The 11,682-nt window shown below is 63.0% G+C and carries 14 protein-coding genes; 5 read left to right on the forward strand and 9 right to left on the reverse strand.

The window, feature by feature from the left end; genetic code table 11:
• Positions 1-118: 118 nt before the first annotated feature.
• From EOA19_RS18275 to EOA19_RS18295, 5 genes are read right to left on the reverse strand one after another with little or no spacing between them, the layout of a single operon-like run.
• Positions 119-1,522 carry an FAD-binding oxidoreductase gene (locus EOA19_RS18275; RefSeq protein ID WP_128304442.1) on the reverse strand — a complete coding sequence of 468 codons (1,404 nt, stop codon included), beginning with the start codon at positions 1,520-1,522 and terminating at the stop codon, positions 119-121.
• Complete coding sequence (locus EOA19_RS18280; RefSeq protein ID WP_128304400.1) at positions 1,522-2,820, reverse strand: cytosine deaminase; 1,299 nt, start codon at positions 2,818-2,820, stop codon at positions 1,522-1,524. Before EOA19_RS18280 ends, EOA19_RS18275 begins: the two co-directional genes overlap by 1 nt.
• A gap of 4 nt (positions 2,821-2,824) precedes the next feature.
• On the reverse strand, positions 2,825-3,676 hold the full coding sequence (locus EOA19_RS18285) for an ABC transporter permease (protein ID WP_128304401.1): 852 nt from the start codon (positions 3,674-3,676) through the stop codon (positions 2,825-2,827).
• Positions 3,663-4,490 carry an ABC transporter ATP-binding protein gene (locus tag EOA19_RS18290; RefSeq protein WP_128304402.1) on the reverse strand — a complete coding sequence of 276 codons (828 nt, stop codon included), beginning with the start codon at positions 4,488-4,490 and terminating at the stop codon, positions 3,663-3,665. Before EOA19_RS18290 ends, EOA19_RS18285 begins: the two co-directional genes overlap by 14 nt.
• Positions 4,491-4,502: 12 nt before the next feature.
• Positions 4,503-5,507 (reverse strand): ABC transporter substrate-binding protein, encoded by a 1,005-nt coding sequence (locus tag EOA19_RS18295; RefSeq protein ID WP_128304403.1) that lies wholly within the window; start codon positions 5,505-5,507, stop codon positions 4,503-4,505.
• A gap of 265 nt (positions 5,508-5,772) precedes the next feature.
• Here EOA19_RS18295 and EOA19_RS18300 point away from each other — a divergent pair, with 265 nt between their 5' ends.
• The 4 genes from EOA19_RS18300 (at position 5,773) to EOA19_RS18315 (ending at position 7,733) form a co-directional block, all read left to right on the forward strand.
• The gene (locus EOA19_RS18300; RefSeq protein ID WP_128304404.1) at positions 5,773-6,156 is read left to right on the forward strand and encodes a RidA family protein; all 384 of its coding nucleotides are present in this window, start codon (positions 5,773-5,775) and stop codon (positions 6,154-6,156) included.
• A 54-nt stretch (positions 6,157-6,210) separates the two neighbouring features.
• Positions 6,211-7,014, forward strand: coding sequence for a creatininase family protein (locus EOA19_RS18305; protein ID WP_128304405.1), 804 nt, complete (start codon positions 6,211-6,213; stop codon positions 7,012-7,014).
• Positions 7,015-7,182: 168 nt separating this feature from the next.
• Positions 7,183-7,437 (forward strand): type II toxin-antitoxin system ParD family antitoxin, encoded by a 255-nt coding sequence (locus tag EOA19_RS18310; protein ID WP_023812358.1) that lies wholly within the window; start codon positions 7,183-7,185, stop codon positions 7,435-7,437.
• Complete coding sequence (locus EOA19_RS18315) at positions 7,437-7,733, forward strand: type II toxin-antitoxin system RelE/ParE family toxin (protein WP_128304406.1); 297 nt, start codon at positions 7,437-7,439, stop codon at positions 7,731-7,733. Before EOA19_RS18310 ends, EOA19_RS18315 begins: the two co-directional genes overlap by 1 nt.
• A gap of 21 nt (positions 7,734-7,754) precedes the next feature.
• On the opposite strand, the gene EOA19_RS18320 is transcribed toward EOA19_RS18315, so the two are convergent.
• Positions 7,755-8,264, reverse strand: coding sequence for a tyrosine phosphatase family protein (locus EOA19_RS18320; protein ID WP_128304407.1), 510 nt, complete (start codon positions 8,262-8,264; stop codon positions 7,755-7,757).
• A complete protein-coding gene (gene cobD / locus EOA19_RS18325) occupies positions 8,261-9,310 on the reverse strand; it encodes a threonine-phosphate decarboxylase CobD (protein ID WP_128304408.1) in 1,050 nt (349 codons plus the stop codon). Before cobD ends, EOA19_RS18320 begins: the two co-directional genes overlap by 4 nt.
• Between cobD and cbiB the strand changes: the two genes are divergently transcribed.
• A complete protein-coding gene (gene cbiB / locus EOA19_RS18330) occupies positions 9,309-10,277 on the forward strand; it encodes an adenosylcobinamide-phosphate synthase CbiB (RefSeq protein WP_128304409.1) in 969 nt (322 codons plus the stop codon). The two genes, cobD and cbiB, sit on opposite strands and share 2 nt — an antisense overlap.
• Positions 10,278-10,606: 329 nt before the next feature.
• On the opposite strand, the gene cobO is transcribed toward cbiB, so the two are convergent.
• Together cobO and cobU are read right to left on the reverse strand one after the other, a co-directional pair.
• Positions 10,607-11,221: a cob(I)yrinic acid a,c-diamide adenosyltransferase gene (cobO, locus tag EOA19_RS18335; RefSeq protein ID WP_128304410.1), complete on the reverse strand. Its 615-nt coding sequence runs from the start codon at positions 11,219-11,221 to the stop codon at positions 10,607-10,609.
• Position 11,222: 1 nt separating this feature from the next.
• A partial coding sequence (cobU, locus tag EOA19_RS18340; protein ID WP_245486208.1) for a bifunctional adenosylcobinamide kinase/adenosylcobinamide-phosphate guanylyltransferase occupies positions 11,223-11,682 on the reverse strand: 460 nt, incomplete at its 5' end.

Below are 11,682 nucleotides of genomic sequence, written 5' to 3' on the forward strand. Positions count from 1 at the left end.
TCGCTTTCGCCAACTGTCGACGCCGCAGAATGGTCGCGACTCAAAGGCTGCCAATCTCCCCCCTTGCGGGGGAGATGTCCGGCAGGACAGAGGGGGGTGTTCAAGCGCAAACCTGTCCTCATCCCATCCTCTGCAACCCCTTGAACAAGAATGTCCGGCCCGACCGGTAGTCATAGTCCGGGTTCTCCCAGGCGATCATCTTGCCGGGGTTGAGCAGGCCTTGCGGATCGGTTTCGCGCTTGAAGGCAAGCTGCACCGCGTCGGTCTGCTTCATGCCGCCCTCTTCCAGCGTGTAGCGATGTGGGTTGAAGATCGGGCAGCCATTCTCCTCATGCAGCCGCACGATCTCGTCGAGCCTTGCTTCACTGGTGAACTTGACCAGCGGCAGGCCGAAGCAGGTGATGTTGCCGTCCAGCCGTACGAATTCCAGATGCGAGAAAACCTCGCCCGGAAACATCGCATCCATCTTTTCGACCAGCGCCAGTTGCTTGGGAAAGGGATAGAGCGACTGCAGATAGGTAATCGAAGGATCGACGCGCAGCGCCCTCAGTGTGGTGTGGTTCCAGGCCAGCTCATAGGCCGGTGGCAGGCCCTTTTTCTCGTCCAGCGTCGCTGAGGCTGCATTGAAGATCACCTCGCCGCCGGCACGGCGATTAAAGGCCAGGAAGGCATCCAGCCCGTGCCGCGCCACCATGACGACGCAGATGCTCTGCCCCTGCTTCAGGAATTTCTGATGCCGCTTGAAATAAAGCTGTGGCACGGGTGCCGCTATCGGCGTGATCAGCTTGGTCAGGATACCGTCTTGGCACGCCAGTGCATTTCCATAGCGGGCCGCATCCATGAAAGCGTCGAAGCCGACGATGACGTCGATCCATTCATAGGCCGCGGTCAGCGGCATCTCGACCTCCGATATGATGCCGTTAGTGCCGTAGGCATGGGTCACCTTGTGCAGATCCTCGCCGGTGAGTTCGAGCGCTTTCGGCTCGGCCTCCATGGTCACCACCCGCAGGCGCAGCACATTGCCGAAATCGCGCAATCCGCCGAAATTGATCGAACCGACGCCGCCCGAACCGCCGGCGATGAAGCCGCCGATCGAGGCGGTGTTGTAGGTGGAGGGCGACAGCCGCAGCTCCTGCCCGGAATGCGCCCGCGTCGCCTTGTCGATATCGGCAAGAACGGCCCCCGGTCCGGTCACCACGCGCCCCGGTGCGATCGACTTGATCTCGTTCATCTCGGCAAGGTTGAGCACGACGCCGCCGGAGAGCGGCATCGCCTGGCCGTAATTGCCGGTGCCGCTGCCGCGCGGTGTCACCGGCACACCATGGCGATGACACGTAGCAAGCACGCGTATCAGTTCGGTCTCATTCCTTGGCGTCACGATCAGATCGCCGGTGACATGGTCCAGTTGCTGCTTCAGCACCGGGCTGTACCAGTAGAAGTCACGGCTCTTCTGCTGGACGATGGCCGGGTTGTCGTCGACCTTGAGTCCGTCAAGATCGCGTTTGAGCGCCGAAACGTCCATCATTCCACCATCAGTTCGTCGAGTTCGGCATAGTCGGGCAATTGCCGGTCGATCGCCTTGCCGCCGCGCACCACGATGCGATCCGATTCGGGCCGCGAGAGCAATTCCGTCCAGCTTCGGCCTTTGAACAGGACAAAATCGGCATCGCCGCCGGCGGCAAGCGTGCCGAAGCCATCAAGCCGCATCACCTTGGCCGGCGTCGCGGTGACCGCTTGCGGCCAGTCGGCGACCGGATGATCGAAATGCAGGATGCGCGTCGCCATGCGGTAGACCTCCAACATGTCGAGATCGCCATAGGCGTAGAAGGGATCACGGGTGTTGTCGGAAGCGACTGCCACCGGAATGCCCCTCGCCTTCATCTCGTGCAGCAGCGTCACGCCGCGCCAGCGCGGCGTGGTTTGGTCGCCGCGCCGGTCCTGCAGATAGAGGTTGCACATTGGCAGCGAGACGACGGCGAGCCCCGCTTTCGCCACCTTGTCCAGCGTGTCGAGCACATCGAGGTCCGGCTGGCGCGCCAGCGAACAGCAATGGCCGGCGAGGATGTTGCCTTCGAAACCGTTCCAGAGAGCAGCCTCGGCGATCTTCTTCAGCGATATGGCGGAGATGTCATCGGTCTCGTCGGCATGGAAATCGAGATCGAGGCCATGCTTGATGGCTTGCACGAAGACATGGTCGAGCAGTTCTTCGAGGTCCGGCACCATATAGGTGACGACACCGAGCACGCCCTTTGCCGCGGCAACCCTCTTTGCCAGCCTGTCGAACCACTTTTTGTCGCGTACGCCTTCGATGCCGAGCAAACAGGCGCCCTGCAACTCGATGCGGCCGCGCCATGCCTCGCGCATCGCCTCGAACACCGGCCAGGAGATTTCCTCCTGCGGCGCGACGCTGTCGAGATGCGTGCGCAGCGCCCTGGTGCCATGGGCGTAGGCTGAGCGCAGCGAGAAATCCATCCGTTTCGCAACGTCCTCGGCGCTCCAGCGTGCCACACGATCGGCGCCGGCGGCATTCAGCGCGCCCAAGAACGTGCCGTCGGGATTGGGCTTTCGCGGCCAGATATGGCCCTTGTCGATATGCGTGTGGCTGTCGACGAAGCATGGCAGCACGATGCGGCCGCCAAGATCGACGGCATCAGCAGGCGCTGCACGACCGTGGGCGGCAATGCCTGCGATTTTGCCGTCCGCGATAGTGACGTCGGCAAGCGCAAAGCCATCCCTGTCGAGAGCAGCGCCAAGGCCTAGGGTCAGGGATGCGTGAAGCCTGACATTGGCGAGCCGGTATGAACCTGTGTTCGGAATCAAGGGCCTAGCGCTCCTGCTTCAGTGCGCTTTCGTGCCAGCGCCGCAAAATGAGATGCGAAATCAGCGACAGCACGAGGAAGATCAAAATGCCGGTCAGCGAGATCAGGAACAGCGCCGCGAACAGCCGCGGCGCGTTGAGCCGGTAACCGGCCTCGATGATGCGCGAGGCAAGGCCGGACGACTGGCCGGTGGTGCCGGCGACGAACTCGGCCACCACCGCGCCGATCAGCGACAGGCCGCCGGCGATCTTCAGCCCGCCGAGGAAATAGGGCATCGCGGCCGGCAGCCTGAGATAGCGCAATTGCTGCCAGCGCGTCGCGCCATTGAGCTTGAACATGTCGCGCAGATTGCGGTCGACGGAGTTGAGGCCAAGCGTGGTGTTGGACAGGATCGGAAAGAAGGCGACGATCCAGGCGCACAGCAGAAGCTTGGTCGTCTGGTCGTTCACATAGATGTTGATCAGCGGAAAGATCGCCACGATCGGCGTCACCTGCAGCACGATGGCGAAGGGAAAGAACGACATCTCGACCCATTTCGATTGCGCGAACAGCACCGCCAGCCCGACCCCGCCGACGACCGCCAGAGCCAGGCTGAGGAAGGTGATGCGCAAGGTCACCAGCAGCGAGGAAAACAGCAGGCCGGCGTCGTTGTAGAGCGTCCACAGCACCACGCCCGGGCGCGGCAGGATGTATTGCGGAATCGCGTTCCAGACGCAGATGCGATCCCACAGCCAGATCGCCAGGATCATGATCGTTAGCGGCAGCAGCCAGCGGCCGATCCGTTCGAACCGCTCTTGGCGCACGCGGCGCGCTTCCTCGGGGTCGAGTTCGAGCACGCGCTCGTCAATGGCCGTCATGATGCGCGCCTGCTGTTGAATTGATGGCATTGACCAACACATCGGAGGCCTGACGGCAGAGTGCCGCATAGTCGGGCGAGGTGCGAAACGCCTCGTCGCGCGGATAGGAGGCCTCGATGGCGAGTTCGTCGAACACCCTGCCCGGCCGCGCCGCCATGACGACGACGCGGTTGGAGAGGAACACGCTTTCAAAGACGCTGTGGGTGACGAAGACGACGGTGAAGCGTTCGTCCTGCCACAGTTCCAGCAGATCGTTGTTGAGCTTGAAGCGGGTGATCTCGTCGAGCGCGGCAAACGGCTCGTCCATCAGCAGCACGCGCGGTTTGGTCACCATTGCGCGCGCAATGGAGACGCGCATCTTCATGCCGCCGGACAGTTCGCGCGGCACCGCGTCTTCGAAACCGGTCAGGTGCACCCGCGCCAGCATCTCCCTGATCGCCGGTGTCGCCTTGGCGCGCGAAATGCCTTTCAGCCGAAGCGGCAGCCAGACATTGTCGAAAACATTGGCCCAGGGCAGCAGCGTCGGCTCCTGGAAGACGAAGCCGATGTTCGAACGGTCAAGCGAGCCACCGCCGCGCCAGTCGAGCACGCCGGAGGTCGGCGTCGACAGGCCGGCGATCAGCCGCAGCGCCGTCGACTTGCCGCACCCCGACGGCCCAAGCAGGCTGAGGAAATCGCCTTCCCGGATGGTCAGGTCGACGTCGCTGAGCGCCGTCACGCCGTTGGAAAATACCTTGCCGACGCCGCGCAGCGCCAGAAGCGTCGGGGCCGTACCCGACACAGCCGGCGCTGGCGCCACTTTTTCCCTTATCATGCCGGGACCGGCCTATTTCTTCAGCTCGAGCCCGACGCCCTTGTTGATGAAGGTCAGCGTGTAGGCCTTCTTGATGTCGATGCCGGCTGGCGTGACCTTGGCCTTGACCATCTTGTCGTAGAAACTCTTGATCCGCTCGTCGGTCATGGCGCCGATGCCGAGCTTTTCGGTGTCGCCGGAATCGGCCAGGCCGAACTTCTTCATCTGCTCGATCGAGAACGCGATCTGCTCGTCGCTCATGTCGGGATTGTCTTTCTTGATCAAGTCGTTGGCGGCCTTGTTGTCGCCGTAGAGATATTTGTACCAGCCCTTGGCGGAGCCATCGACGAAGCACTGGACCACCTCCGGCTTCTTGTCGATCGTGTCCTGCATCACCTCGATCGTCGTCGAGTAGGTATCCCAGCCATAGTCGGCGAGCAGGAACTGGTTCGGCACGAAGCCGCCTTCCTTCTTGACCGCGAACGGCTCGGAGGTGACGTAGCCCTGCTGGATCGACTTCTTGTTGGCGAGGAAGGGAGCGGTGTTGTAGGTGTAGGGCGCGCGCTTGGAGGCATCGAAGCCGAGTTCGATGACCATCCACTGGAAGAAGGTCTGCACGCCCTCGTCACCCAATATGTACTGGTCGGCGTTCTTCAGGTCCTCCCATTTGTCGAGCCCTTCGCCGGGATGGGACATGATGACCTGCGGGTCCTTCTGGAAATCCGCCGCCACCACCCGCATCGGAATGCCTTGCTGCACGGCATCGAAAGCCGACAGCAGATTGCCGCCCATGTAGAAATCGATCTTGCCGGCCAGCAGCATCGGCCGGCCGCTGACCTGCGGACCGCCCTGCATAATGGTGACGTCGAGGCCGCAGGCGGCATAGGTGCCGTCCGCCACGGACTGGTAATATCCGCCATGCTCCGGCTCGGCCAACCAGTTGGTGCCGAAGGTGACTTTCTCATTCGCAGCAGCACCCAGCGTGCTGGCTGCAAGCAGGGCCACAATCGCCACCGAGATCTTCTGTTTTCCGTACATCGACACCACCCTCTGTTTGCTCCGGCGCGCCACGCGCCAGGCTCGACACCAAAGATTCAAGAAGCAAGACACATGCCACCGGCGTCTGGCGCCTGGGCCGCCCGCTTGAAAGACGTTGCCATGCCAAGCGCGGACGGGTCATGCTGTACGGAAGGCATCGTGCCTATTTTTTGAACGGCTGTCCATAATCGCCCGGGCAACATGCACCGCCATCTTGAAGGTGTAGTGGGTCCGGCTTTAGGCTGACGGCATCCAGGAGATTGCCATGTTCAGATTCCTCACCCCGAAGTCGATCAAGCCGCCCTTTGCCCGCTACAGCCACGGCGTCGAGGTGCCGGCTGGCAAGCGACTGGTGCTGTGCTCGGGTCAGGTCGCCATCACCGCGGACGACCAGATTCCCGAAGACGCCGGCGCGCAGGCCGAACTCTGCTTTCAAAACATCGCGGCGATTCTCGGCGAAGCCGGCCTGGGTCTGAGGGATATCGTGCGCATCAACACCTATGTCACCGATCGCGCACATCTGCGGCCCTATATGGATGTCCGCGACCAGCTGTTTTCCAGCCCCGCGCCGGCCTCGACGCTGATGATCGTTTCCGGCTTTGCCCGCCCCGAATTCAAGGTCGAGGTCGAGGCCATCGCGGCCGGGTGATCGACAGACAACCTCCGCCGCGCTAGGTCTGGCCGTTCATCGAAGAGGCATGACATGACTGTTGCGAAGAAACGTGTGTGGTGGGGCGACTACCGGACCACCGAATACGCCTCGATCGATCCGGAGGCGACGATCGCCGTGCTGCCGGTGGCGGCGATCGAGCAGCATGGGCCACATCTGCCGGTCTCTACCGACACTTCGATCATGAACGGCATGCTCGACACGGTTATTTCGCGCCTGCCCGACGATCTCGACATCCGCATCCTGCCGGTCCAGGCAGTGGGCAAGTCGAACGAACATCTGCATGCGCCGGGCACCCTCACTCTGCCGGCAACCACGCTGATAAAAGCCTGGACCGAGCTCGGCCTGTCTATCGCGCGCGCCGGCGTGCGAAAACTGATTGTCGTCAATTCGCATGGCGGCAACGAAGAGATCATGGGCATTGTCACGCGCGAATTGCGCGTGCGCGAAAAGATGCTGGCGGTAAAAACCAGCTGGCAGCGTTTTGGCCGCCCGGCCGGCATGTACACCGAACTGGAGGACCGCCACGGCATCCATGGCGGCGATGTCGAGACCTCGCTGATGCTGCATTTCCGGCCGGACCTCGTCGACATGGCCAAGGCCGACAATTTCGTTTCCAATGTCGCCAAGGCCGAAAACGAATTTTCGCTCCTGCGCCACACCGGCACCCATGCCTTCGCCTGGATCGCTGGCGATCTCAACCCGAATGGCGTCGTCGGCGATGCCAGCATCGCGACGGCGGAGAAGGGCCGGCTGACGGCAGAATATCAGGCCGACGGGTTCATCAGCCTGCTGCGGGATGTCCGCAAGGCGAAGCTCGCGGAATGGTTGACGTAGCCTCCAAACCAGTGGTCTGGCATCGAAAGGCAAACGCTGTCCTCTTGAACAAACCAGGCGACGGAGGGCGGATCAGACAATAACGCTTTGCACAGAGAGATTTCCGCACAAGAGATTTTGACAAACTTTGCCAAAATGCACCATACTGGGCGGAATATGGAGGCCAGTATGGCAACGATGAACGTATCATTGCCCGATCCGATGAAAGATTGGGTTGAGGCGCAAACCGAAACGGGCCGCTACGCCAACGCGAGCGATTATGTGCGCGATTTGATCCGTCGGGATCAGGAGCGCAACGACAAGATTGCCGCCATGCAGCGCTTTGTCGATGATGGCTTGAAGAGTGGCATCGGCAATCGATCCAGGGACGCGCTTTTCACGGAGGCGGTTAAACGCGCTGAAAAGCCATCCGGCAATAGGTAGTGGGATTTCGCCTTTCTTTAGCCGCGGAAGAGGACATCGTCGGTATTGCCGAGCAAGGGGTGCGCCTGTTCGGCGCTGTGCAGGCCAGACAGTATCATGACGAGTTGTTCACGATCTTTGACCTGATCGCTGCCAGTCCCCGAATAGCGCGAGAGCGGCTTGAATTGAGGCCACCGATGCGTATCCATCCCTTCGAAGCCCATCTTGTCGTCTACCGGATCGAAGCCGACGACGACGTGTTCATTGTCCGGGTACGCCACGGGCATGAAGATTGGGCGAATGAAGGCACTCGATAATCGAACAACGACATGGGGCAGCTAGCTGTCGATCCTCAGCGCAAAGGGCGTGCCTTCAAAGGCATCCGCACCGCGCCCGATCGATTCGATTGCCTCGATCATGCGGCCGTTGCGATCTAGCAGTGCGTCGGCCACCGCAATCAGCCGCGGATTGGGTGTCGCCGATGGCGACAGCGTCCGCAATGTCTGAGCCAGTTCGGCCTCATCGCGTTTCGGCGCCAATGCCGCCGCAATGATGTAGGCGGAGGCGGTCGAGCGGCTGATGCCGGCATAGCAATGCACGAGCATCGGCCTTGCCCGGTCCCAGCCGCGCGCGAAATCGAGCAGGTTACGGACATGCTCCTCGCCCGGCATGGTCATGCCGTCCTGCGCCGCCGCGATGTCATGCATGACCAGATGCAGATGGTTTTCTCGGGCGATCGACGCCGGACGGACCAACGCCGTTCCGGCGGCAAGCAGCGACAGCATGCGGTCGGCGCCGGTCCTGGCCACCGTTTCCTCGATCTTTGCCAGCGAACAGACATGGATCATTGTTTCGAACCCTTCGATTGATGCTCGCGCCGCGACGCCCATTCGGCAGGAACGGTCTCGAGCCGCTGCCATTCCTCCTCACTCCCCGGCAGGCCGGCGCGCAGAACGTCAGGCCGATCGGCAAAATGGCGAAGCAGGATGCCGCGCTCGCCGAGCGCGGCAAACAAATCGGCGGCATGCGGCAGGCGAAGAAAACGGAACAGCGTGGTGCCGCCCACGACGGGAATACCGAAGCGGCCGAACAGCGCATCGAGCCGCGCCGATTCATCAGCCAGCGCCGTCCGCATCGCGTCCTGCCAGCCAATATCGGCAAGCGCGCGGATGCCGTATTCCAGCGCCGGGCCGGCAACGGCCCATGGCCCGAATTGTGTTTCCAGCCGTTCGACCGTCACAGCATCGGAAAGTGCAAAACCGAGCCGCAGGCCGGCCAGACCAAAGAACTTGCCGAACGAGCGCAGCACGACGACGCCGCCCTGCCCAACATCGCCGCAGAGGCTATGCTCGCGCGGCCCAACATCCATGAACGCCTCGTCGACAACCAGCAGCCCGCCCTTGGCGCGCAATCCGGCAGCCAGAGCCAGCAACCGGTCGCGCTCGATGACACGTCCATCCGGATTGTTCGGATTGACGATGATGGCAAGGTCGGCGTCCGCCAAGTCAGCGAAATCGCCGACCTCGGTCACCGCGTGCCCGGCGATCACTGCTGCGCGGGCATGTTCGGCGTAGGTCGGACCCAGCACCAGCGCCCTTCCGGGGGTAATCAGCGAGGCGACGCGCGGCAACAGGATCTGCGTGCCCGGTGCCGCCACGACGTTGGCTGGCGACGGCGCCCCATAGGCACTGGCAGCGATCTCTGTCAGCTCACGCGTGCGCGCGGCTTCCGGCAACCGCGACAGCGAGGTGGCGGGCAGGTCGAAAAGCGGGTAGGAGTGCGGATTGATACCGGTCGAGAGGTCGACGAATGGCAGCAGGGCGTTGGGAAAAAGCGCCCTCGCGCGGCCAAGACTTCCACCATGGTCCACAACCGCCCCATTAAGAAGCTTCATGTCAGTCCTGATCGCTTTCCTGTCATTGGCCGTCGAATTCGCCCTCGGTTACCCCGATTGGCTGTTTCGCGCCATCGGCCATCCGGTGACGTGGTTCGGCAGGCTGATATCCTTTCTCGACCACAGGCTCAACCGCGCCACTGATCCCGACGCGCTGCGTCGCAAGCGTGGTGTCCAGGCGCTGCTGGTCATCGTGCTGGTGCCGGCGATAATTGGCCTGGGCGTGCAGATCCTGTTCTGGTTCGTTCCCATGGGCCTCGTCATCACGGCCCTTCTGGCAACGTCGCTTCTGTCGCAAAAGAGCCTCTATGAGCATGTCGAGGCGGTGGCTGACGCGCTCGACACCGGCGGCCTCGCTTTGGGCCGCGTTGCCGTTTCGCGGATCGTCGGCCGCGATCCTGAAACGCTCGACAGGGCCGGCGTCTGCCGCGCGGCGATCGAGAGCCTGGCCGAGAATTTCTCTGACGGCATCGTCGCCCCCGCCTTCTGGACCGGCGTCGGCGGCCTGGCCGGCGGCGCCGCCTACAAGGCCGCCAACACCGCCGATTCGATGATCGGCCACCGCACCCCGCGCCACGAGGCGTTCGGCTGGGCAGCGGCGCGCTTCGACGACTGGATCAATCTGCCGGCGTCGCGGCTGACGGCGCTGCTGATCGTGCTGGCGGCGTTCCTCGTCAAAGGCGCTGATGCGAAAAATGCCTGGCATGCGGTATTGTGCGACGCGAAAAAACATCGCTCACCCAATGCCGGCTGGCCGGAAGCGGCGATGGCTGGCGCGCTCGGCCTGTCGCTCGCCGGGCCGCGCAGCTACGGCGGCGTCCTGGTCGACGACGTCTTCATGGGCGAAGGTGGGCGGCGCGAAGCCGACAGCCTCGACATCAGGCAGGCGCTGAAACTCTATCGCGTTGCCGACTATCTGCTGATCGCCCTGTTCGGGTTGGTTTCGATCATCGTCATTCTGGCGTGACCTCACCGCCTCGTGAGTTCTCTCCCGAAGGGAGGAAGGGAGCCGTGCTGCAACAGGTTCGCGCCTTTCCTCTCCCCCGTCGATCGGGGGAGAGGTGGCTCGGCGAAGCCGGGACGGAGTGGGGGTCGACCAGCTCGGCAGTCGCGTTTTCGCATCCGCCGGGTCGCGCCTGCCAGTCTGCGGCCGCGCGTTCGATAATCGCCGTCCCCCAATCCGTCGCTGCTTCGCAGCGCCACCTTTCCCCCCTCCGGAGGGAAAGGAAGGGAGCCTCGCTGAGAGCGCTGGCGACCAGACTTGAACGGCCTACCCACAGAAGGGGACAACAGCTCTCAGAACTCGATCCCCTGCTGGGCCTTCACGCCCGCGGAAAAATGGTGCTTGGTCACGCCCATTTCGGTGACGAGGTCGGCCGCCTCGATCAGCGCCGGCTTGGCATTGCGGCCGGTGACGATGACATGCAGGTCCTCGTGTCGCGCCTTCAACGCCGCAACCACCTTGTCGAGGTCGAGATAGTCGTAGCGCAGCGCAATGTTCAGTTCGTCGAGCACCAGCAGGCTGATCGACGGATCGGCCATCAGTTCGAGCACCTTGGCCCACGCGGCTTCGGCCGCGGCGATGTCGCGCTTCAGATCCTGCGTTTCCCAGGTGAACCCCTCGCCCATCGCGTGCCAGACGACGCGGTCGCCGAAGGCGGCAAAGGCATCCTTCTCGCCGGTATGCCATTTGCCCTTGATGAACTGGACGACGCCGACGCGCTTGCCGTAGCCGAGCATTCGCAGCGCCAGGCCGAAGGCGGCTGTGGTCTTGCCCTTGCCCGGTCCGGTGTTGACGATGAGCAAGCCCTTCTCGACCGTCTTGCTCGCCACCTCGGCATCCTGCACCGCCTTGCGCTTGGCCATCTTGGCGCGGTGGCGTTCTTCGTCCTTATCGTCGATGTCGGTCATGTCATTTCACCTTGAGCGGTAGCCCCGCCACCATCAGCAGCACCGTATCGGCGACGGCGGCGACCTGCTGGTTGAGCCGGCCGGCGGCATCGCGAAACCGGCGCGCCAGTGCATTGTCCGGCACGATACCCTGGCCGACTTCATTGGACACCACGAACCATGGCCCGCGCGGCCGCGACAGCACGTCCGCCAACCGACGGCATTCAAGCTCGAAATCGTGTTCGGCCAGCATGTGGTTGGTCAGCCACAGCGTCAGGCAATCGACAAGCACCGGCCGATCGTCCGGCAAGGCGGCAAGCGTACCGGCGAGATCGAGCGGTGCGTCGATGGTCGTCCAGCCTTCGCCGCGCCGCGATCGGTGCAACGCGATGCGTTCATGCATCTCGTCATCATAGGCTTGCGCCGTGGCGACATAGGTCCAGGGCGGCGGCAATGCGGTCGCCAAAATTTCGGCGTGCGCG

The organism is Mesorhizobium sp. M7A.F.Ca.US.010.02.1.1, assembly GCF_004023085.1.
Taxonomy (GTDB): Bacteria; Pseudomonadota; Alphaproteobacteria; order Rhizobiales; family Rhizobiaceae; genus Mesorhizobium.

Bases quoted from the DNA above. Each gene is read 5' to 3' on its own strand.
- EOA19_RS18320 (WP_128304407.1), bottom strand. From the start codon at position 8,264: ATGATCCATGTCTGTTCGCTGGCAAAGATCGAGGAAACGGTGGCCAGG.
- EOA19_RS18275 (WP_128304442.1), bottom strand. From the start codon at position 1,522: ATGGACGTTTCGGCGCTCAAACGCGATCTTGACGGACTCAAGGTCGAC.
- EOA19_RS18310 (WP_023812358.1), top strand. From the start codon at position 7,183: ATGGCAACGATGAACGTATCATTGCCCGATCCGATGAAAGATTGGGTT.
- EOA19_RS18295 (WP_128304403.1), bottom strand. From the start codon at position 5,507: ATGTACGGAAAACAGAAGATCTCGGTGGCGATTGTGGCCCTGCTTGCA.
- cobD (WP_128304408.1), bottom strand. From the start codon at position 9,310: ATGAAGCTTCTTAATGGGGCGGTTGTGGACCATGGTGGAAGTCTTGGC.
- cobO (WP_128304410.1), bottom strand. From the start codon at position 11,221: ATGACCGACATCGACGATAAGGACGAAGAACGCCACCGCGCCAAGATG.
- EOA19_RS18290 (WP_128304402.1), bottom strand. From the start codon at position 4,490: ATGATAAGGGAAAAAGTGGCGCCAGCGCCGGCTGTGTCGGGTACGGCC.
- cbiB (WP_128304409.1), top strand. From the start codon at position 9,309: ATGTCAGTCCTGATCGCTTTCCTGTCATTGGCCGTCGAATTCGCCCTC.
- EOA19_RS18305 (WP_128304405.1), top strand. From the start codon at position 6,211: ATGACTGTTGCGAAGAAACGTGTGTGGTGGGGCGACTACCGGACCACC.
- EOA19_RS18300 (WP_128304404.1), top strand. From the start codon at position 5,773: ATGTTCAGATTCCTCACCCCGAAGTCGATCAAGCCGCCCTTTGCCCGC.
- EOA19_RS18285 (WP_128304401.1), bottom strand. From the start codon at position 3,676: ATGACGGCCATTGACGAGCGCGTGCTCGAACTCGACCCCGAGGAAGCG.